Genomic DNA, 21713 nt, shown 5'->3' with positions numbered 1-21713 from the left:
TCGGTTTTAAATCCATGCAGAAACCAGCTCACAGTAAAATACGTTTTCCATCCTTGATGACAGCGACAAGCTTGCGCCGGTATTCGTCCAGGAATTCATCCACATCGTCTACCGTGCGTAGCATCGGCTTCGGGCGTGGTGGCGCGACGCGAATGGTGCGCTCCTCCGGCTTGGCTTGCTGAGACTCAGTCTGAGCGAAATGCTTAGGCGCATTCTGCGCTTCAGACGTAATTCTGCGAGCCAGTGCTTCTTCCGCTGCAGACTGCTGCTGACTGGTTTGCGCCGTAGGCACAACTGTCTGTTCATGTTGCACCTTGGCCGCATCAAGCTGATTAATCAACTCCAGATACAGTCGGTTCTCCACTGTCTCCGCAGTCTGACGAATGTCAGCAATATACTTCGCCTGCGTAATCTTGGTTGCTGCATCATCCAGCGAGCGCATAGCCCGCTGTTGAGCATCCTCAGCAGCAATGCGATAGGAGTCAATGCTTTTCAGGTTTTCGCGAATGCCACCGACTACATTCAGAGCCTGTTCGCGTTCCGTGTTCACCAGATCACCAAGATGCTGTTGCAGTTCGGCAAGCCTTGTCTTGAACAGATTGACCTTGTTGCCCTTATACAGCTGCGGGTCGGCGGCGATGGCGCTAACCTCATCGCGCTCCTGCTGCAGCTCATCGGAAGCCAATGTGAAGTTGGAATCATTGGCGCGAATCCATTCCAAACCTGTAACTAACGTATTACGTTGCATGCCATGGAGAATCTTACGGATCGGATCGATCACATCGTCTTTATCATCGAGCAGCTCTTCCGCACTGTTGTTTTCGCCGTCCACGGGGAACGTTTCGAGCAGCCAGCTCACCGGCATGGATGCTACCGACTTCAACCGTTCCAGAGGCCCGGCAAGCTGAGCGACAAACGCGAACTGACCGTTTGCTGCTTGCAGCTTCTCAAGCTGGATTGCTTTTTCCCGCAGCGATTCCTTGATGGTTTGCGCCATGATCTCGGCATCATTACTCAATCGATCCGGAGTGATATCCAGATATTCGTCGGCGAATTCCTTCAGCGTTCTCAGCTTGCCGGCATCATACTGCTTGGGAATCTCCACGCGGATGTTCTCGCGCTTCTTCTGATTGTTCAGCCATGCGACAGCATCGGTACGTGCCACCCTGTTGCTATCCAGGATGAGTCGGATTCGCTCACCGCCATACAAGTGGCACAGGCACGCCAATGTAGACATGAGCGGCCAACCATACGGCATGTCTTCAAAATGCTGCACAATGCCGCGTACGGTGGGCGTGGTGTTCATGCGCTGTTGGCCAGCCACATAGTCGTATATCTCCTGTGACGGCAAATCCAGACGGTTCGCGACACTGTTTGCTTCACTTACTGTCGCCTCGTCGTCGGAAGTGTGTGCGAGCACGGTGGCCAGGTCCCGGTCGGCGTAGGCAGGCAGATCCGCCACCATGCTGAGATTCGTATACAGGCGGCCGATAAGCGTCTGCATTGCCTGATGAACCATGACGGCTGCATCCTGACTGGATTTGACCTCCAGCTGCGAGCCGTTGTATGCAATCGTGGCCTCACAGAGGGCATGAGCCACTTCGATACGCAGCTCGTGCCTCATAACGTCACGATTGCTGCTCTTCTCCCGGATGATACGGCCGCGCGGCCCCAGCTCATTGGAATGCAGACGGAGGTATTTCTCCGTGCGCACCAGCAGCGCCACGTCCTGCATCAGTTTGGATCCATTGGCGTTGAGAATGAAGCACACGCTATCGCGGGCTCCCGCAGAACGCAGAATCTTGGATTCCGTGGGTGAACTATCCATGGGCGTCACGATATGCAACGTTATGGGGTACGACCGGCCACGCAGAGAACCGTCGACCATCAGGCCGTAATGGAAGGTCGGCTTCTGCTTACCAGTCTCATATTGCACCTGCAGCGGACTGACCAGTTCGTTCACCATGCCGCTGAAGCAATCGATGATCTGACTATCCTCAATGTCGAGATTCTTGATCTCGCTTTCCACAGCCTGCTCATCGTTGGTCAGGTACACGTATTCATCGCCGGTACGATGCACGTAATTCTTACGTTCCAACATGTCCAACGTGTCCCGGATGTTCTGCTCCAATTGCGGCAGATCGGCGTCAAAACGGTTGAATACCAGAATGCGCAGATTACGCACGTTGGCTTTGAATCCCTCGACGTGTTTGACGAGCAGCAGGGCTTTGAGCAACGGCAACGCCAGTTTCTGGGTTTCCAAATCGAACGAGCGCTCGGCCTCATTGATCAAATGGTTCACCGAGCTTTGAATCGTTCCCGCAATGCCATCGTAGAGGGCGCTGAACGGAATCAGATTGCCAACCGGGTCGTCCTTATGATCGGCCAGCGCACTGCTGATAGTGGACAGCAGCGACCGTTCGCCCACGGAACGATGCTGACCTTCAAAGAAACCGGCGGCGCTCATGCCACGCATAGCATCCCTGAACAGCGTGAACTCGTAGTTCACGAACGGATAAGTAGCCTCGAAATCATCCCAAGTGCCGAACTTACGGTCGCTGTAACTGTTGACTCCACCCTCACCTTGGAAGGTAAACAGAGCATCCAGCTCATCGCGATGCCTGTTCCATAATGCATCGACCTCACGGTCACCAGTCTCGTTCTTGACCAGCAGTCGCTTTTGGATGACCTCAATGGCATCAGTGCTGGAAAGCTTCAGGTTGACAGCGAACCGGCCTTTGATCTTCGTAAAGTCAAGTCCCTGGCTCACGTTGCGGTCACCAATTACGGCGTCGATATCCTCCTGTGAGGTCACAATCACCCATGCCCTGCCGTTGGTACGGGAAAACAGTTCCTCCGTAATCGTTTGCAGGTTCAGCATACGGTCAGTGTTCTTGCCCACGAACTGGCCGACCTCATCCACCAGGAAAATCAGGCGATAGTTAGTCGGCTTCTGCTGCAGCCAATCGTTCACGTCATCGGCGAAATCGGCAATGGTGGGATTGTACTGTTTTTGATAATCCTTGAGAATATCCTTGACCTCGTCGCCGGTCGTCGCCGCGAAAGCTTTGTCGATCTTGGCACCGGAGAACGCCGCTTGGGCACGGCCCTTCGACCATGGTTTACCGGCTACCTGTTCGAACTGGCGTTTGAACTCGTCCAGATACCCGTTGCTGTCGAGATCATGCTCCATTTTCGCCACGTATTTATTCGCGCCGTAATAGCCACGGGCTTCATCGAACACGCGGATGAACGCGTCCATCAACGCGGTATTACTGCCCTTTTGCGATTTGCTATCGATATTGAACAGCAGCGAGGTGGCGGGAATATGCGCGTTCACATCCAACAGAGCTTCAAGCTCATGGTTCTCGGCCTCGCGAGCCTTGGCTTTCATGATTTCGATGACCTGGGCGCGGGTCATCGATGATGCAGCCTGTTCGTCGGCGTTCTGCGATCCTGATCCACCAGCATCGTTGCGGGGATAATCACCCAAAATATGGGAGAGCATCTTCAGCAAGTGGGATTTACCGGAGCCGAAGAAGCCGGAAATCCACACGCCGTTCGTGTAATCGGCGGATGGAGCGTTATACACGTCGAGGAATTGTTCAAGGTTGGCCTGAATCTCGTTGGTGAGCACGTACTCGTTGACCTCATCAGCGAGATGGCTGTTGTCTCCAGCCTTGATGACGCCATCAATCTTATCCTCAATGTTTTTGGCGAAAATGTCTTTCAACGTTACTCCGGCGCTCATGCGCGGGCTCCTTCCATGATCGCAGTATTGAGGCTGAACGCGCGGTAATAGTTGTCCGCGTCAAGCGTATTGAACAGGCGCATCACCGACACCGTGGAAGCGGTTTTCTTATAGGTTCCGGGGAAGAACACCACCACCGGCGTGGAAGAACGTACTATGTCCTGAATGCTATTGAGCAACGCGTGGGTGCGAATATACGGGTACACCTGGCCGACACCGGTGAAGAACACCAGATCCGCTTCATTATTGGCCGCCGCCTGCTCGTAGCGTTCCTTGAGAGCGGCTTTGAAATCATCATTATCCGGGCCAAGCATACCGGCGAGCGCCTGATAGAAATCATCATCCTGAAGCCTCGGCCAACTGCTTGCCGCTGCGATTCCGTCATTGTCATTTTCGGTGTCTTCTTCGCCGTGCATGTCGGGTTCCTGTTCGATGGCGGCATCGAATACGTCATTCTTCTTCATGAAGTCGATGGCGAATTCATAGATGTTGATGACGAGCACTGCTGGAGCCGTATCGGCAGAGTCCACGGGATCCATGCTTTGCAAACGGTTGACGAGCAGTGGGATGCGACGCTCCACATCCAGCTCCTGCTCGGGGTGGTATGCGTAAATGTAGTTCGCAGGCTCACCGCCGGTATCCTCGCCGTTGCGAAAACGCTTGGATCGCATGTAGCGGAACAATCTATCGAAATCCTGCTCAATAATGCCGGACTGCAGACGTGCATCAGTCCTTGTCTGCACCATGTCGGTTCTCCTCCCGTATATCTGCATACGTCTTCGTGAACATCATTGTGGTTTCAATGCCGAGGCGTGTTCCCGAATTAGTATCCCTCAACGTTCCCGCATGGGGAAAAAGCCGAACGATTCCGGTCTCTTGCCCAGAATACTGGCAACCGAACCTGACAGTATGGAGGGGAGCAATGTGTTGTCTTTTCTTTTCACCAGTTCGGCTTCATCCATCGCTTTGAACACATTGCCTCGAAGCTTGGCCTGAGTGGCTTTACTGAGCTCCTCCAGTTCCGGATGCCACATCGCTTTGCCGATCATGAACCGATCGTAATCCTCGTAGGTCACGCTAAGGTCGCCTAACAGGTAATGATCCCGAACGACTTCATTAGCGAACTCCCCCACGATGGCATAATAGCGGCACATCGACACCCACATCAGCGCACGGCAATCCGATAATGCCACGTCTTGATCAGCCAAGAACCTTATTTCCACATCGGACAGCGTGCTCAGTCGTTTGAGCACCTCATTGACCACACGAGCATTCGCCGATTGCGTGCGAATACCCAACACATTCTCGTCAATAGCCCGCTTGCGCACCAACGTAACGTACTCTCCCAGCTCAATCGAATCTGGTTGTTCCCGGCAAAACTGGTCACAGTAACCGTTATCGATAAACAGTGAAGCGATGATTCGGCTTTGTGAGGCGAGCAGGCCACCGACCGTGAACGACAGACGATAGCGTTCGCCGCCTTGCAGGGTCTCCGTACCGTACGAACCTGGCATTACCGCTCCTTCACCTTGTTGAACAAGAATATTTCAGACTACACTTCATGCGGGATATGCCGCATGTGGCGCAAAAGCTTGAACAACCCTCCATCTTCAATCGACGTAGCGAGAGCGCCTTCATTCCAATGGTCGGCACGGATTATGAATGTGAGAAGCGCCATGACTGTCTTCGTGTCCAACGCATCGAGATCACCATGGTAGAGATACTGATATGGATTCCTGATTCCCGCTTGATCTAAAGTTTCCGAGTACTCATGGTCGCCGCCTTCCCAATCGTTGTAGAAAGCGTCCAATACGGCACCCACCATGTAGGAGTACATTTCGGCCTTGGAATCCTGCGATATACCCTGAAGTACACCAATCGCATCGGTCAGGGCCAACAATGGGCGAATATTCGGGACATGCTCACCTTGGCTCCTCTTGCCGTATCGACGTCCCTCGATCAAATCCTCTTCTTTGGAACTCGTACGACTCCAACCATTACGAGCATTTTCCAGAGCCTTGGCGTACCAGTCAAGACCTCCATCCACGGCAACTTCGAATAAAGCGGCCGCCTCCATATACAAATTGCAAGCGCTTTCAGAATTCATTCCCGTTGCAGCGGAATGTTCATACCACTCGGCCAGACGCAGATCAATGCTGGCCAGTACTGCGGCATCCTGTGGATCGTCAGGGTTGCATGTCGCTCTCGCAATCCGCGCTGCTTCACCATATAGCTCGACAGCCTTGTTCATATCTTGAGTGCAACCTCTGCCGGTTTTATATAGATCTCCGAGTTTGTAGCAAGCTTCCGCGTTCCTGAGTTCTGAACCTCGCGAAAACCAAGTGAATGCGAGCGTCTCGTTTATGTGACCACTACGGCCATACAGGTACACATAGCCAAGATTCGTCGCGGCCTGTGCATTGCCAATTTCGGCACTTCGCTCATACCAGTGGGCCGCCAAATGAAATAATCGCTCGCGTTCCTCTGATTGAGATTCACGCATTGCAGCGTCATATGCCCGTGCGCCCAATTGTAGCGAGATGGCTCCGCCGCACGCGACATCTGCTGTTGCATAATCGAAATCAGTGTCATCCATAGTATTTCCTCGCTACGAAACGGCTTACGACGATATGCACAAGGATATCCGAGATGTCATAGGAGCACGATTCAGGACGAAGCCCTGTCGACTACACTCGCTAACAAGAGGTGATAGATATGCGGCTACAAATGGTCAGTGATTTCGATACGGGCGGCAAGGGCCCGCTGTTCCTGATGTTCCATGGGTATGGCAACGACGAGAGCGAGATGGTGCGCATCATCGACGCGGTGTATGTAGGCACAGGAGAAGCGCCTGACTATCTGTCGTTCCGCGGCACCTATGCTCGTCCCTACATGGGCGGAGCATACTGGTATCCGGATGGATGCGGCGTTGATGAGCGACAACGCAAGTGCGCGGCGGTTGGCGAAGCGGTTGCTTCATTGCTGGATTCGGCGGCGTTTACCAATCGCAAGAAGGTTCTGGTCGGCTTCTCACAGGGCGGCTATCTTTCCTATCGACTCGTGAAGGCATACCCGAATCTGTTCGATGCGGCGATACTGTTGAGCCCATCGTTCAAGGGTGAGGAAGGCGCGCGGCTGGATTCGTCTGCTCGGCTCTTCCTCGCATACGGTTCTTCAGACCGTACCATCCCGCTGCCTGATCAGCACAATGCTCGCTTAGTGTTGGAAGACACCGGCCATCTGACATATCGCGAATACCCAGGCATGGGCCATGCCATCTGCGATGCAGAGATTATCGATTTGCACGACTTCGTGAACCAACTGTAGCCCAGTTGTATGGCTATCTCCCTTGTAAGAGGTACATCCGAATGCTTACGGATGTCTATCTGTTTTGCGAGGGGTACTCAATTATGAGAACCTGAAGTATGAACGGTGTTATTCCAACGTTTATACTTCAGGTTTTACTGTTGAAGTACCCCTCGCAAAGCAGATAGACATCCGGAGTTCAGCCAATGTACCCCCTGTAAGGCAGATACGTGCTCATAGCTCTGCAATACAGAAGTAGCGAAAGCCTTCAAGACTCTAGCGCACGTCCCATTCAGGCTTCCACGTGTACTGCATGTCATACGCGGAGGCCCAGAACATGTATTCGTGTTCCACGCCGACCACAAAGATGTCCACAAGCTCCTGCTTGCGTTCCTCGTTCAAGCCTTCGACCAACTCTTCGATATGCGCGAGCAGCCATGCGGAGGAGCTCCAGAACTCCTCGGTCTTGTACATGTCGACCCAGCTCTTGTACGGGTTACCCTCAAGCGAATCCGCAAACTCGGCGGCCAGACGCTGACCGTAATCGGCGTACACCCATGCGCATGGCAGTACGGCCACAAGCACGTCCACGAGTGAACCGCCGTAGGCGATGGAGAGAATGTTCGACGTGTAGGCGCGGGCGAACGCGGACTGACGCACATTGTTCATCTCTTCCGCACTAACGCCGAAACTGGCCATGTATTCGCGATGCATGGAGGATTCCACGTTGAAAATCGCGTTCTGCACGTTGGCCATGAACTGCATGATCTCCGGATCCTGCGTCTTGGTGAGGGCGAGCGCGTGCACCTTGGCGTAATCCTTCAGGTAGCGGTAGTCCTGCAGCAGGTAGAACGCGAATTTCTCACGTACCAGCGTACCGTTGCCGAGTTCGCGCAGGAACGGCTGCTTGTAGCCTTCCTCCCACACCAGGTCGGCGGCTTTGCGCAGACGCTGGGCGAATGGCGGCAGATGATCGAGCGTGATTGGGCCGAATTGGGCGGCATCGAATGCCATAATTGCTCCCTTCGATGGTGTTGGCCAACAGGTTCCAAGGGTCAGGTCAAGCCTTTCTCAACCTGCCGAAAAACTAAGAACTGGTCAACAAAAGCGAAAACCGTTATTTTCCGGCTACAGTTCCCCTGCAACGTCGATCATTATACGTGGTATGGGCCGGTCTGGTCGAGAGGCGATAAAAGAACAATGCTGCCGCTCCATATGCTCCCACAAGACGCCCGCAAGCATCGTCCGGTCTGTCATATTCGTCAGAGCATCATGATCACCGAGAAAGTCGGAATATCTCCATCACCATCCGCGCCGTTCCAAGATCCGGCGAATGCGTGAAACGACATCCGGATCCCTTGGCGAAGTCAGTCTTGGGAAAATCCTCACCAGACGACGCTGCTGCCAGCTGAGCGATCGCGCAAGCACCTCATTGGCTATGTCAATACGCGTATCGATGGCTTCGATCTGTTCGAGCTTGCGCATCTTGATCTGCTCAGAGACACGGGCAAGACGCGAATCGAAGCTATGCAGACCGGCTTGGGTAATAGCCCAATCCACCGCTGTAGCCACAAACAACACGGCTGCCGCAATGCCGACCATAATATCTGGCCATGATTCCACAATGTCCGCCATCCGCGGCTGAACCACAAGCACTATGGTCGCAGCTCCCAAACCGAATGCCAGAAATCCATTGAGATATACCCGTCCATTGATGTTGAACGGTTTACCTGTATAGTCCCAAAACCGTACGTGATACAGCTTTTCGATCGCCCATGACGAAACATACTCCAGCGTGCAGGCGACCACGCCACTGGCGAGAAACAATGCAACCGGGTTACGCACGTCATGCAGAAGCGCCAGCACCAACAGCGCGCCAAACCCGTAAATCGGACAGATAGGACCGTTGAGCATGCCCCGGTCTTCAAACCGTTTGCGTAGCACCACGCTCAGCATCGTCTCCCACGCCCAGCCCACAAACGAATACGCCGTCCAATACAGAAACCATTGCGCGCAGATCAGTAGCATCGTCATGCTCACTCCTGAGTGTTCGTCGATTGGAATATGCCGGATTATCACAAGGATAGACAAGACTTGGCAAATAGTCTCTCGCCTGCAAAAGGCACGGAATTGAATTCCGGTTCAATGTGCGCGCGACGAGTACAGTATTGCGTGACAGGGTATTCGTCCGATAATTCCTGTTCCCACGCATTCACGCGGGACAAGCAAAACGGCAAAGGAGCAACTATGGCATTGATGGAACCGCCGGCGATTCCGGTGCGTAAGGCGCACGATGGGTTGGAACTTCCAGCCATCGGATTCGGCACATATAAGGTCAACGGTTTCGCAGGTGCGGAAGCCATCAAGTCCGCACTTCAGGTCGGCTATCGTTTGATTGATTCCGCATTCAACTACGAGAACGAGGGCATCGTAGGCAAGGCGATCCGCGAATCCGAGGTGCCGCGCAAGGATATCATCGTGGCGTCCAAGCTGCCGGGCCGCCATCATCAGTACGATCAGGCTCGCGTGACCATTGAGGAATCCGTGGCTCGCATGGGTTTGGATTACATCGATCTGTATCTGATTCACTGGCCGAACCCATCCCAGGGCCAGTTCGTGGAAGCGTGGCAGGCATTGGTCGATGCTCAGAAGCAAGGCATTGTGAAGCATATCGGTGTGAGTAATTTCCTGCCCGGTCATATCGATCTGCTGATTCGCGCCACCGGTGTGACCCCGGCCGTGAACCAGGTGGAATTGCATCCGTTCTTCCAGCAGAACGAGCAGCGTGCCTACGATGACGCGCATGGCATCATCACCGAGGCATGGAGTCCGCTCGGCCGGGCCAACCAGATGTTGAAGGATCCGACCATCGTGCGTATCGCCGAAAAGCATGGCGTCTCCCCTGTGGCCGCAATCCTGCGCTGGCATCTGCAGTTGGGTGATGTGGCGATTCCGAAGTCGATGCATGCCGATCGTCAGCGCGCGAACCTCGATCTGACCGGCTTCGAATTAGACGAGCAGGATATGCAGGATATCGCCGTCATGGATAATCCGGAAGGCTACACGTTCGGCCAGAATCCGCATTGGCACGAGGAAGACTGATCTCTTGCGGTGATTGCGAGCAGTTTCATGAATCCGCAATCACGCGAATGTTAACTTCCTGAACTTTTTAGGCGAGCCTATCGCAGACAACCTGATTGTCCGTGATAGGCTCGCCTTGTTGATGGCAACAATGACGCCGCCACCGAACAGAACGGAGAATAATATGACCGACGCTTCAGTATTCGATCAGTACCCACTCGACCAGTGGAAAGAACCATCTCACCGTATTATGGATCGCTTCTCACTGGCCGGCAAGAAGGGCTTCGTGACCGGCGGCGCCGGTGGCCTTGGCCGTAATGTGGCCGCCGCGTGGGCCGAGGCAGGGGCTGATGTGGCCATCGTTGATTTGCCGCGCACCAAAGAGACGCTTGAGCCGCTTGCTCAGGAACTGTCCGAACGTTACGGCGTGAAAGTCGTGCCACTCTACTGCGATGTCTCCGACAAAACTCAGGTCGACGCGTTGAAGACCTCACTTGTTGATGAGCTCGGCACCGTGGATGTCGCGTTCATCAATGCCGGTGTGAATGTGCCCGGAGACGACGCCGATGAACCGTACGAGGTCTGGCAGAAGACCATCGATATCAACCTGACCGGCGCCTACCTGACCGCGCAGATTGCCCAGCACATCATGCGCGAGCACAACCATGGCGGCTCTCTGGTGTTCACCTCGTCGCTATCCGCGCACAATGCGAACTTCATCGCCGGTGGACCTTCCCCGGTGGCCGCGTACGGCGCGTCCAAAGCCGGTATCTACGAATACGCGCGCTACTTGGCGGCCGCACTGGCACCGTATGGCATTCGCTCGAACGCCGTCTCCCCCGGCTACGTGTGGTCCGGTATTTTCGAAGGCCGCATCGTTCCCGAGGCACACGATATGATGACCGCTCCCGTGCCGATGCGCCGCTTCGGCACGAATGAGGAAATCGCCACCGCAGTGTTGTTCCTTGCCAGCGACGCCTCCTCGTATGTCACCGGAACCAACCTGCAGGTTGACGGCGGTTACTCCGTGTACTAAATACCACAGTGAATGCAGCAGATGAGATAGAGCCAGCGCAACGAAACGCGGTCGTTTCTAATCAGTTTCCCTGCCTGCTGATACCGCCTTTATGACCGGTCGCCTTGAACGGCTGTGCATGCGCCGATGTTCTGCGCGCAGCATGCACAGCCGTTTTGCGTGCGCTCTTCCGTTTGTCTCCGCCACGGTGTTCATCGTCATTCGCCGTCTGACCTCGAACGGCGATGTTCTTTGCTTTCAGCGCCTTCCACCATCGCTCATCCATACCGTTGTTCTGCCCCTCACTCATGGTCGGCACCTGTCATTCACTTCAACTGCGGGTCGGCAAAGCGTCGGTTGTTCAGCACCGGCAGAATTCGACGGGCTGAATCGAGAGATTCACGGCTGAGCTTGGCGGTAATCATCGCGAAACCGTCATCTCCAGTTTCGACGATGACCCCTCCCATGGGATCGATGATGCGGCTGCAGCCGATGTTGCGCTTGCTCACCTCACTGCAGGCCAATACGTAACAGGTGTTCTCCACCGCGCGGACGGCCGTCAGCAGGTTCCAGTGGTACTTCTTTTGCGGTCCGCGCACCCATGCAGCGCTGACCACGATTGCATCGGCTCCGCGTGCGGCCAAGGAACGCGCGGTTTCCGGGAATCGCACGTCGTAGCAGGTCATCACGCCGATGCGCCAGCCATCGATGGTTACTATCGGCGGCAGTTCATTCCCAGAAAGAACCACATCCGATTCCCTCGCGGCAAACGCATCGTATAGATGCAGCTTGCGATAGGACGTCGCGATCTCTCCCTCGCAAATGACGAGGAACACATTGATCACACGAGGATTCACAACGGACTCGCGCCCCGCCCCGGCTTCGCCACGTCTTGCTTCCCGAGCCGCCGGAACAACATGGACTGTGCCCATCAATACGATGTGATGTACTGCGCTGATTCGTTGCAGCCCTGTCACAAATGGCCCATCAAGCGGTTGGGCATGGGCAGCCGCGAACGAATCATCATCCCTGTCACGCGCGATCAGACCCTCCGGCAGTACCAGCAACCTCGCGCCACCGGCCGCCGCTTCGCGGGCGAACGCATCAATCCTCTCCAGATTGCGTTCCGGTTCCCGTGTCACCGTAAACTGCGCGACCGCTACCGGCAGGCAGTCAAGAGTCTTCATCGTTCACACCAGTCCGAGGGCGCGGAAGGCGTTGGCGAGGCCGTTGTCATGGATATCGGTGGTTTGCAAGTCGCAGAACTTCTCGATGCCATGAACGGCATTGCCCATGGCCACGGATGTACCGGCGGCCTTGAGCATGGCGGTATCGTTGTCGGAGTCGCCGATGGCAATCGTGTCGGCAATGGTGTAGCCAAGCGCATCGGCCACATTGCGCACGGCAGTACCTTTATCGATACCGTTGATCAACAGTTCGCCATTGTTCGGAGAGATCTTGTCGTATGAACCGTGCACGGTCTCGAACCAGGGCGACAGATCACGCTTGGTCTGTTCAAACGTCACATCAGGATCCGGCCCAGTGAAATACGAACCCTTGCTTACATGAATCACCTGTCCCAATGTGGCCCCGGAGGGAATCTCTACCTCATCGATCAGATGCCAGAATCGCGCGAACTCACCGCGGTTGAACACCTTGCCTTTAGATTCCAAATGACGACGATACCCTTCCGAAATATACATGCCATCCGCACCCTGCCACTGATAGCTCTCGATGTGGTGTTCACGGAAATACTCCATCGCCGCGTCCACGGCATCGGCCGATACGAGGTGCTGGAACAGCAGCTTATCCCCCACGTTCGCCTGTGCGCCAGCCACGGAGACCACGCCATCGAAGCCGAGATCAAGAATACTGCGCTCGATTTTCGGCATGGAACGTCCGGTGCAAATGAATAGCTTGTGCCCATTGGACTGCGCTTTGCGACATGCGTTTTTCGCTGATTCCGGCACGATATGCTTTTCATCCGCCAATGTGCCGTCAATGTCAATGAACACCAGTTTGCTTGCAACCATACACTTCTCCTCGTTGCACATACGATTCAACCACGTCTACGTCAACGACAAGAATACATCAGACCGTTTTCACCCATCCGCGTGAGCCATCGATATCGATCAATGCCGGACACGCGATATCACGATCAATCTGTCCAAGTCACTTACACCGAGTGCTCTTCCGCTTCACCTCGCGTAATGAACGGCATGCAACACAACGCGAGCGCGAAGAATACAGCAGCATAAATGAACATCCACTTGTATGTTCCCGTCACCTGCTGAATCAACCCGAATACCGCAGGACTGACTGACGCCGCGAATGCTGTTGCCAGATAGTAATAAGCCGTCATGGCTCCAGTGTTTTCTCGGCCTCCCAGTTCGGCAATCCATGGAAACGCATTCACATAGACGAGCGTCCACAGGAGCCCGTAGCCGAATGCAAGCATCGGTACCAAGGGAGCTGACGCAACCCAAGGCATAGGAACGAACATGAGTATCGCAAGAATCAGGCCGACGCTCATCGTGTTCCTGCGGCCGTATTTCGTACCGATCCAACCTGCAGGTATATCGGAGGCCATCGCGCCTATCGCATACCAAACCAAGCTACCGCCAGCTACTGCAGCTTCCATGCCAAGATCATGAACCGCGAACAAGCTGAAGTACGTTTCAACCGCGTTACCTCCAAACGTGTATAGAAACAGCACCAAGAGAATCAATACGAAACTTCTGCGCGACTCCACGTCCAAATCAAGTTTCGGGATTACGGCTTGTTTCAACTCTTTCCAGCTGACAAACGGTATTCGAGCAGATTCACCTGGCTTGGTCCGGAAATCATCCGGCTCCTTGACAAGAAGATTCAAGGCAAGCAACGCGACGACCATGATGATGCTTCCGCTGATGAACGCCGGCCCCATTCCGTAGTGTTTGTATAAGTAGCTGCCCGCCAACAATGCGATTACGTTTCCGACGGCACCCATGAAGTTGATGATGCCGTTCGCCTGACTTCGTACATGTGAATCGGTTACATCAGGCATAAGGGCCACGATTGGCGCACGGCAAGCGGACATAAGGACCGCGTACAGAATAATTGCGATGACGGTGAGCGGCGCGGTTGGCGCGATAGCGATCAGCATCAGGCATACGGAGGCGATGGGTATCGCGAACAATGCGAACGGCATCCGCCGTCCCCATCTGGTTCTCACCTTATCGGAAATCAGGCCGAAGAACGGCTGAATGGTAAAACCACAGAAATTGTCGATGCCCATGATGACTCCGACAAGAGCCGTGGGAAGCATCATGTCTTTGAGCTTGATCGGCACGTAAGCGTTATACAGCGCCCATGCGGCGCTGATGGCAAACATGCCGAATCCAATGGAGAAGGTTTGCGCGTAGTTGAGACGAGTCTTACCGTTTGCAGACATGGTCAGCGGCTTCCATCGCGAATGCTGCGAGCGACCGCCGGTCTGTCGGTGATGATGGCGGGAACATCATGTTCAATCATCCAACGAATGTCATCTTCATCGTCGACAGTCCAGGCGACGGGCCTGATCGAATGCTTCTTCAGTCCTTCAAGAATCCCAGGGCCTTCGGTCAGATTCCTATAGAACGGATGAATCACGTCGGTATGCATCGTTTCCGCATATTTCCAGGGCTCCACCAATCCTTCGTTGTATAGAGGGGCGATTACGGCATCGGGATCATATTCGCGCAATGTAAGAAGACTGAAATGGTTGAAATTCGAATACCAGACACGGTCTGCCATATCATACTTATGCACAAGATCAACAATCCTGCGCTCGATATCGGGATAGATCACCTCAGCGCTTTTGATCTCGATATTCACGACGAATCCAGGCTGGTTCCGGAAGAGTTCAAGCACTTCGCTGAGCAGTGGGACTCGTGTCGGCTTCATGTAACCGGGCATTTGGATCGAGAAGTTCAGGCGACTTACATAGTCGTATGTCTTGTCTCTGAGGAATCCATGACCGTCGGTCATGGCATCCAATTGTGCATCATGGATGCAAACCAGTTGACCGTCACCGGTCATCTGGACATCGAGTTCGGTACCATCGGCGCCTTCTGCGATCGCAAGGCGGAAGGCTTCCATTGTATTGGACGGTGCGGCATGGGCAGCGCCTGCATGCCCAAGAATTGTAGTGCTCACGCTTTAAGTACTATCCATGCAACATGTTCAACACGATGCAGGGCCAATACCGGAACGCGAATACTGGGTGAACAAACGGATTCGATGGTTCTTGAAAAGCGAGATATTGCGGAAAGACACAACAAGACCGATGTGGTTTGATTGCCGTTTCGTATCGTCTCTCATTGAGGAAAGCACGAAACGACAATCAAGTCATATCGATGATTTCCCGTTACCGTTTTCACTGGAATCTGCCGACTACCGAATACACCGATTACTTCATAGGATCGAGGAACTCATCAAGTCTTGCGTTGCACCTATCGGGATATTCGTAAACCATGAGATGATCGCCCACCACATAGGTGGGAGTTTCAGGGCATTCTTCGCTGATTCTTTGGCATGTCAATGACGGATCCCAAAGCTAGGTGTTGATTGCTCAATTAAACGACAAACTTTGATTCTATGGGCATCCAGCTTCCGCCACCGTTCACACCGCATAAGTCACACCGCGTAGGCGGACCAGCGGCCGTGACTGTGCTCGACTTCGATGGGCATGCCGAACAGGTCGGAAAGACGCTCGTCGGTCAGGCCTTCCTTAAGCGGACCGGAGTAGATAATAGTGCCGGCACCGGGGTTGCCCATTGCATCGATGCCATCGCTCGTGGCATCCTCGGCCGGAATTGGCTCGCGTCCCATGATGGCGATATGGTCGAAGCCAGCTGGAATTTCCTCCAGACGGTGGGTTACGAGCACCACCGCACGATCGGAACTTTCCTCGCCGATACGGCTCAACGTGCGCATTACCTGTTCGCGGCCACCCAAATCAAGGCCCGTAGTCGGCTCATCCATAATCAGCAGTTCCGGATCGCCCATCAGTGCGCGGGCAATGAGTACACGCGTGCGCTCGCCTTCGGACAAACGCCACATCTGCTTGCCTTCCAAGTAGCTCACCCGGAAATCATGAAGAAGCTGACGGGCTCGCGCATACTCAGCTTCGGAATAGGTATCCTGCCAGCGTCCGGTCACAGCGGAAAGTCCGGTGACCACAGCGTCCAGCGGATCTTCGAAATCAGGAAACTGGCGGCCCAAATCAGCGGAGGCAAGACCGATTCGTGTGCGAAGCTTGAATACGTCGTACTTGCCGAGCTGATGTCCCAGAATAAACACACGCCCTTCAGAGGGGAAGGTACGCGTGGCAAGCATGCCCACCGCCGTTGATTTGCCAATGCCGTTGGGGCCGAAGAGCACCCATCGCTCCCCTGCCTTGATAGTCAGGTTCACATCGGTGATGATCACACGACGATTGCGACGGAACTCAACGTTGTCGAGCTGAAGAACGGTGGTAGGCATGCTCGGTTGTCCTTATTGATTACTGCGATTACTTCTTCTGTTCGTCGAGGACGGACTGGTAGACCTTCACGGTTTCGTCGGCGATGGATTCCCAGCTGAACACGTCACGGGCGCGTTCATAGCCGGCCTGACCCATCTTCTTGCGAAGCTGCGGATCGGCCATGATCTTGTTGATCGCATCGGCCATGTCATGCACGAACTTATCCGGATCAGTCGGAGTACCGGTACCGTCGTGCAGCTGATCGATCGGCACCAGGAAACCGGTCTCACCATCGACCACGACCTCAGGAATGCCGCCGGTAGCGGAAGCGACCACAGGCAGACCGCAAGCCATGGCCTCAAGGTTCACGATACCCAGCGGCTCGTAGATCGACGGGCAGATGAAGGCGTCGCACCCATGTTCCAGCGCGGACAGCTCGTTCTTCGGCAGCATCTCCTCAATCCAGACGATGTTGCCGCGCTCCTTGTCGAGCTCGGCGAACGAGGTCTTGACCTCTTCCATGATCTCCGGGGTGTCCGGAGCGCCGGCACACAGCACCACCTGAACATCCGGGTTCACGAAGTGCAGGGCCTTCAGCAGGTACGGCAGACCCTTCTGACGGGTGATACGGCCCACGAACAGCAGGGTCGGCTTGGAACGATCGATATTGTAACGCTCAAAGACCTTCCAACCCGGATCGTCATCGGCCGGGGTGGCGAATTCAGACATGGTGATGCCGTTGTAGACCACGACCACTTTGTCCGGGTCGAGATTCGGATAGGCAGTCAGAATATCCTTACGCATGCCGCCGGAAACAGCAATCACACGGTCGGCGTGCTCGTAGGCGTCCTTTTCGGCCCAGGAGCTCAGGTTGTAGCCGCCGCCGAGCTGTTCACGCTTCCACGGGCGGAACGGTTCCAAGGAGTGCGCAGTGATGATCAGCGGAGTACCGTGCAGCATTTTCGCCAGATAGCCAGCGAGGCAGGCGTACCAAGTATGCGCATGAATAATGTCAGCATCGACATCGTTGGCGATCTGCAGGTCCACGCCAAAGGTTTTCAAAGCAGGGTTTGCATCAGCGAGCTCGGATGGAGTGTCATAGCCCACAACCTTCAGACTGCCCTTGGCTTCGGCAGCATTCGGAATAGCCGGTACATCGGCTTCGGTGCGCTTGCCATCAAAAGCGCGTACGGTCACATCAATGCGTTCGGCCAATACCTTGGACAGCTCTTCGGCGTGTACACCGGCACCACCATAAACGTGCGGTGGATATTCACGGGTGAGAATGTCAACTTTCATCGGATTAGCTCTCCTTCGTGCATCGAGAAAATCAAGCAATACCCACTTTAAAGCACGAGACCCGCAAAAACGCACAATTTCCAGCGTGCGTTTTGTTATTGCTCCCGTATTGCCGTGTATAAGTGTTTCATGTGCGCGTAGTGACCAAGGTGCCGCACAGACGCTGCCATTCTCTCGGCAGAAAGAGGCGGCAACTGTGCTGGCCCACCTGAGTACCGCGCAGTTGTTGCCTCTTTTTCATTACAAAACGGGCAGTATCCGCGCGTCCTATTCGTACATGCGCACAGTTACTGCCCGTTACAACCACCGAGTCAGACTGCAGTGCCGTTCTGGTCGAGATTCGGATTGTGCTTGGAATCGCCGGCAGTGAAGAACAGGCTCACAACACCCACGATGAACACACCGGAAACGGTGGCAATCAGCCACATCGGATGACTCGGCAGCCACATCACCACGAAGAACGCGATGATGGCTAATGCGATAAGCGTCCAACTTCCCACTCGGAACCACTGGCGCACGGAGTGAGGTGCCTTGAACATCTTCGGATCCGTATAATCCGGATTGGTGTTCAGAACAGTTTCCACTTCGGCGATGCGCCCGCCGCTTGGCTTCCACTCGCCATCCGTGCCATCCTGTAGACGGATCGACTTCTGTTGCAGCTGATATTCATCAATCATGCCGGCCCGGCCACGACCGCGGGTGGCATCATACTGCGACGGAATGCCCTTGCGATTGGCTTTGGCCTGGGCACGACGTTCTGCACGATTTGGCATTTCAATACTCCTGTTTCAACGATGACACTGTTGGCTATATTACTCGCTTGCCGACGGCCGGGCGCACGGAATCCACGAAACGTACGGTTGCACTGGAGCACCTCGTTGTACTGAGCTTTTTGACCGCAGATTCCTGCAACGACATGAAGGTGGCTGCCGTCCGTGACCTGAAATACGGAGTAAGGCTTGCTCACTTCACGTCGATAGCGCAGTCATCCATATGGATCACCACACGTAAGCGGGCTCTTCGTTATCCACGATGGCGCTCATCATCGTGTCCGCATCCACGACCTTGTGGCCTGCATGGACAGGATCCTGCACGTTATAGGACGGGTCGAGGATGTGGTATTGCGTGATTGTCCCGTTCTTGTCCATGTCGTAGCCCATGACAACCACCACATGGTTGCCATGGCCGAACAATGGGTAGAGCACGTGGACGTCCACGGCGGCGAACACCGGATAGTCGTCGGCTAGATCCGTCTTCACCCGTTGGGCGAACATCTGCGCGACGGACGGATCTTTATCCCCTATGGCAATGGTCTGCACACGGTATCCTGCGCCAGAAGGCGTCGGCGTTTCCTCACCGAACAGATAGGCGTTGGCAACGCGGGCCAGATCCACGTATTCCGTACCGGTCACCGGCTTGGTGTCCATGCGTTCGGCCAGTGTGGCTTGGTCTACGTCTACTCCTTTATATGCCAGAACCATCTGCAGGGAGCCAGGCACGCACCAGTAGCCGGTCTCCTGCACACGCTGTGGCACGTCGAGCATCACGCGACCGGTGTTCGATTCGGCTTGGACTTCCCTGTCCGCGCATTCCGGCAGGGATTCTGCTTTCTCGCCAGCAGCGTTGCAGAGCCATTCATCGCCGGGATAGGATTCGTCCACATCTGCGTTGAGTCCGGCGAGCTCCTTGGGGTTGTGCAGTGTCGTAGGTTCCGGCACAGCCTGTTTCGTTGCCGATCGGTCTTCGCTAGGCGTGATTTCCTGCGATTGACCGGACTGGTCTGCGTTGGGTTTGGCCATGGAGGACGCCGGAAGCCAGGCCGTATTCCACATCAGTGCGACAGCTCCGAACAGTACAGCAGGAACGATGATGAAAACCAGTAAGGTTGTTCGCGTGCGCTTCATTGCGTGCCGCCTTTCCCTATGAATCCATGGTACCGTGCGGGCACGCAAAACGACATTAAGTATACGCTCGGACCATGTTCCCGCATACTTAATGTCACTTTTGCGGTCCTAACCGACACTGAGTATGCGAGGCCTTCGTGCAGCCGTATACTGAATACCGGTTTCGAGCGATACTGTTTTCCTGAGGCCGAGGCCCGCCCGTTCACTTCCCCCAAACCGCTTCCGGCGGATAGCTCCCTGGCAGGGTGCCGAGGATGGCCCAAAGAACAAAAAGCTCCCCTCCCGGATGGAAGAGGAGCTGACAGGATGCGAAAACCGAAACGGAGGACCGAATCAACGAGGCAACATCATCGGGCGATCGGACGCCTTGATCGGTGCCGGCAGCTCGCTGGTCTGCTCACTGGAGAGGTACTCGTCCACGGCGGCGGCGCAGGAGCGGCCTTCCGCAATGGCCCAGACCACGAGGCTCTGGCCACGGCCGGCATCGCCGCAGACGAACACGCCATCCTGAGAAGTGGCGAAGTTGTCGTTACGGGCGATGTTGCCACGCTTGTCAAGCTCGACCGGCAGCTGGTCAAGCAGCGTGGTGGTATCCGGGTGCAGGAAGCCCACGGAGATGAGCACCAGATCGGCCGGAATGACACGCTCAGTGCCGGGCTGGCGAGTGAATGGACCATTCTCCCCGGGAGCAACATTCACGATCTTCAAGCCGGTTACGTGGCCATGCTCATCAGCCACGAAGCCTTCCGCTGTGGCGGAGTTCTCGATGGTGACCTTGGACTGTTCCTCTTCGGAACCGACAAAGTTCACGGAATCGGTGCTGTACAGGTACGTACCGCCTTCGGCCATCGACGTGGTCTTCTGATAGGTGCGCGCGAAGGTCGGCCACGGCTGGTTGGCCGGACGTGTCTCCGGCTCCTTCGGCATGATCTGCAACACGGTAACATCCTTCGCACCTTGACGAATAGATGTGCCGAGGCAGTCAGAACCGGTGTCGCCACCGCCGATGACCACCACATGCTTGCCCTTGGCGGTGATGTCGTTAACGGGCTTGACGCCGAAAACGCGGCGGGTGGCATCCGGCAGGAAGTCGAGGGCGAAGTGGATGCCGTCCAGCTCGCGGCCCGGGATCTTCATGTCACGTGGCACGCGGGAGCCAATGGCCACAACCACGGCATCGTAACGGTCGCGCAGTTCATCCCAGGAGATGTCCTTGCCGATTTCCACGTTGGTGCGGAAGCGGGTGCCTTCAGCCTCCATCTGCTCCACACGACGATCAATCAAGCCCTTTTCGAGCTTGAAGTTCGGGATGCCGTAGCGCATCAGACCGCCGATGGCATCGTCCTTCTCATACACGACTACAGTGTGGCCGGCGCGGGTCAGCTGCTGTGCGGCAGCCAGACCTGCAGGGCCGGAGCCGACCACGGCTACGGTCTGGTCGGTCAGGCGTTGCGGCGGCAGCGGCTTGACGTAATCCAAATCCCATGCCTGATCGATGATCGTGCATTCATCGTTCTTGATCATGGTCGGCGGCTGGTGGATGCCGAGCACACAGGCCTGCTCGCACAGTGCCGGGCAGATGCGACCGGTCACTTCAGGGAAGTTGTTGGTCTGGGACAGACGATTGTAGGCGTCCTCCCACTTGCCCTGGCGGACCAGATCATTGAACTCAGGGATCACGTTGCCAAGCGGGCAACCGGTCATACAGAACGGGGTGCCGCAGTCCATGCAGCGTGCCGCCTGTTCGCGAGTCCACGGCTGGAGGCCAGATTCGGCGTGCACGTCGAACCAGTCCTTGATACGTTCCTCAATGGGGCGTTCGGCCAGCTCGCGGCGGGTACGGACTTTCAGGAATCCTCTTGGGTCGCCCAT

The 21713-nt window shown here is 55.3% G+C and carries 19 protein-coding genes; 3 read left to right on the top strand and 16 right to left on the bottom strand.

The annotated features are described in order from the left end of the window. Positions 1-28: 28 nt before the first annotated feature. The 4 genes from brxC to CUU80_RS01775 all read right to left on the bottom strand — a co-directional run bounded on the left by brxC (position 29) and on the right by CUU80_RS01775 (position 6347). The gene (brxC, locus tag CUU80_RS01790; protein WP_100495666.1) at positions 29-3751 is read right to left on the bottom strand and encodes a BREX system P-loop protein BrxC; all 3723 of its coding nucleotides are present in this window, start codon (positions 3749-3751) and stop codon (positions 29-31) included. Then, positions 3748-4497 carry a DUF1788 domain-containing protein gene (locus CUU80_RS01785; RefSeq protein WP_165775784.1) on the bottom strand — a complete coding sequence of 250 codons (750 nt, stop codon included), beginning with the start codon at positions 4495-4497 and terminating at the stop codon, positions 3748-3750. The genes brxC and CUU80_RS01785 overlap by 4 nt, the downstream gene beginning before the upstream one ends. Positions 4498-4584: 87 nt before the next feature. Continuing rightward, on the bottom strand, positions 4585-5265 hold the full coding sequence (locus CUU80_RS01780; RefSeq protein WP_100495664.1) for a DUF1819 family protein: 681 nt from the start codon (positions 5263-5265) through the stop codon (positions 4585-4587). A gap of 38 nt (positions 5266-5303) precedes the next feature. Further along, positions 5304-6347: a DUF6508 domain-containing protein gene (locus CUU80_RS01775; RefSeq protein ID WP_100495663.1), complete on the bottom strand. Its 1044-nt coding sequence runs from the start codon at positions 6345-6347 to the stop codon at positions 5304-5306. 119 nt (positions 6348-6466) lie between these two features. Between CUU80_RS01775 and CUU80_RS01770 the strand changes: the two genes are divergently transcribed. Continuing rightward, a complete protein-coding gene (locus CUU80_RS01770) occupies positions 6467-7078 on the top strand; it encodes an alpha/beta hydrolase (RefSeq protein ID WP_100495662.1) in 612 nt (203 codons plus the stop codon). 255 nt (positions 7079-7333) lie between these two features. Here the strand turns inward: CUU80_RS01770 and tenA are convergent, their stop codons facing one another. Then, positions 7334-8071 carry a thiaminase II gene (gene tenA, locus CUU80_RS01765; RefSeq protein WP_165775783.1) on the bottom strand — a complete coding sequence of 246 codons (738 nt, stop codon included), beginning with the start codon at positions 8069-8071 and terminating at the stop codon, positions 7334-7336. Between the two features lie 288 nt (positions 8072-8359). Continuing rightward, positions 8360-9085 carry a putative ABC transporter permease gene (locus CUU80_RS01760; RefSeq protein ID WP_279324967.1) on the bottom strand — a complete coding sequence of 242 codons (726 nt, stop codon included), beginning with the start codon at positions 9083-9085 and terminating at the stop codon, positions 8360-8362. 225 nt (positions 9086-9310) lie between these two features. On the opposite strand from CUU80_RS01760, the gene CUU80_RS01755 reads away from it, so the two are divergent. Further along, positions 9311-10159: an aldo/keto reductase gene (locus tag CUU80_RS01755; RefSeq protein WP_100495943.1), complete on the top strand. Its 849-nt coding sequence runs from the start codon at positions 9311-9313 to the stop codon at positions 10157-10159. A gap of 163 nt (positions 10160-10322) precedes the next feature. After that, positions 10323-11174: an SDR family NAD(P)-dependent oxidoreductase gene (locus CUU80_RS01750; protein WP_243388594.1), complete on the top strand. Its 852-nt coding sequence runs from the start codon at positions 10323-10325 to the stop codon at positions 11172-11174. Between the two features lie 61 nt (positions 11175-11235). Here the strand turns inward: CUU80_RS01750 and CUU80_RS01745 are convergent, their stop codons facing one another. The 10 genes from CUU80_RS01745 to CUU80_RS01700 all read right to left on the bottom strand — a co-directional run bounded on the left by CUU80_RS01745 (position 11236) and on the right by CUU80_RS01700 (position 21713). Next, positions 11236-11463 (bottom strand): hypothetical protein, encoded by a 228-nt coding sequence (locus tag CUU80_RS01745; RefSeq protein ID WP_243388593.1) that lies wholly within the window; start codon positions 11461-11463, stop codon positions 11236-11238. A 16-nt stretch (positions 11464-11479) separates the two neighbouring features. Continuing rightward, a complete protein-coding gene (locus tag CUU80_RS01740) occupies positions 11480-12340 on the bottom strand; it encodes a nitrilase-related carbon-nitrogen hydrolase (RefSeq protein ID WP_100495658.1) in 861 nt (286 codons plus the stop codon). Positions 12341-12343: 3 nt separating this feature from the next. Next, a complete protein-coding gene (locus CUU80_RS01735) occupies positions 12344-13186 on the bottom strand; it encodes an HAD family hydrolase (protein WP_100495657.1) in 843 nt (280 codons plus the stop codon). Between the two features lie 143 nt (positions 13187-13329). Continuing rightward, positions 13330-14586 (bottom strand): MFS transporter, encoded by a 1257-nt coding sequence (locus CUU80_RS01730; RefSeq protein ID WP_100495656.1) that lies wholly within the window; start codon positions 14584-14586, stop codon positions 13330-13332. Positions 14587-14588: 2 nt separating this feature from the next. Beyond that, entirely contained in the window at positions 14589-15329 is a 741-nt protein-coding gene (locus CUU80_RS01725; protein ID WP_133119381.1) for a glycerophosphodiester phosphodiesterase family protein, read from the bottom strand. A gap of 480 nt (positions 15330-15809) precedes the next feature. Next, positions 15810-16658, bottom strand: a complete 849-nt coding sequence (locus tag CUU80_RS01720; protein WP_100495654.1) for an ABC transporter ATP-binding protein — start codon at positions 16656-16658, stop codon at positions 15810-15812. Positions 16659-16686: 28 nt separating this feature from the next. Then, a complete protein-coding gene (gene glgA / locus CUU80_RS01715; protein ID WP_100495653.1) occupies positions 16687-17937 on the bottom strand; it encodes a glycogen synthase in 1251 nt (416 codons plus the stop codon). Between the two features lie 311 nt (positions 17938-18248). Then, complete coding sequence (locus tag CUU80_RS01710; RefSeq protein WP_100495652.1) at positions 18249-18710, bottom strand: hypothetical protein; 462 nt, start codon at positions 18708-18710, stop codon at positions 18249-18251. Between the two features lie 225 nt (positions 18711-18935). Further along, positions 18936-19841, bottom strand: coding sequence for a C39 family peptidase (locus CUU80_RS01705; RefSeq protein ID WP_100495651.1), 906 nt, complete (start codon positions 19839-19841; stop codon positions 18936-18938). Positions 19842-20174: 333 nt separating this feature from the next. After that, positions 20175-21713, bottom strand: a complete 1539-nt coding sequence (locus tag CUU80_RS01700; RefSeq protein WP_100495650.1) for a glutamate synthase subunit beta — start codon at positions 21711-21713, stop codon at positions 20175-20177.

Source organism: Bifidobacterium scaligerum (assembly GCF_002802865.1).
Classification (GTDB): Bacteria; Actinomycetota; Actinomycetes; order Actinomycetales; family Bifidobacteriaceae; genus Bifidobacterium; species Bifidobacterium scaligerum.
This window is presented reverse-complemented; position numbering and strand designations above follow the sequence as displayed.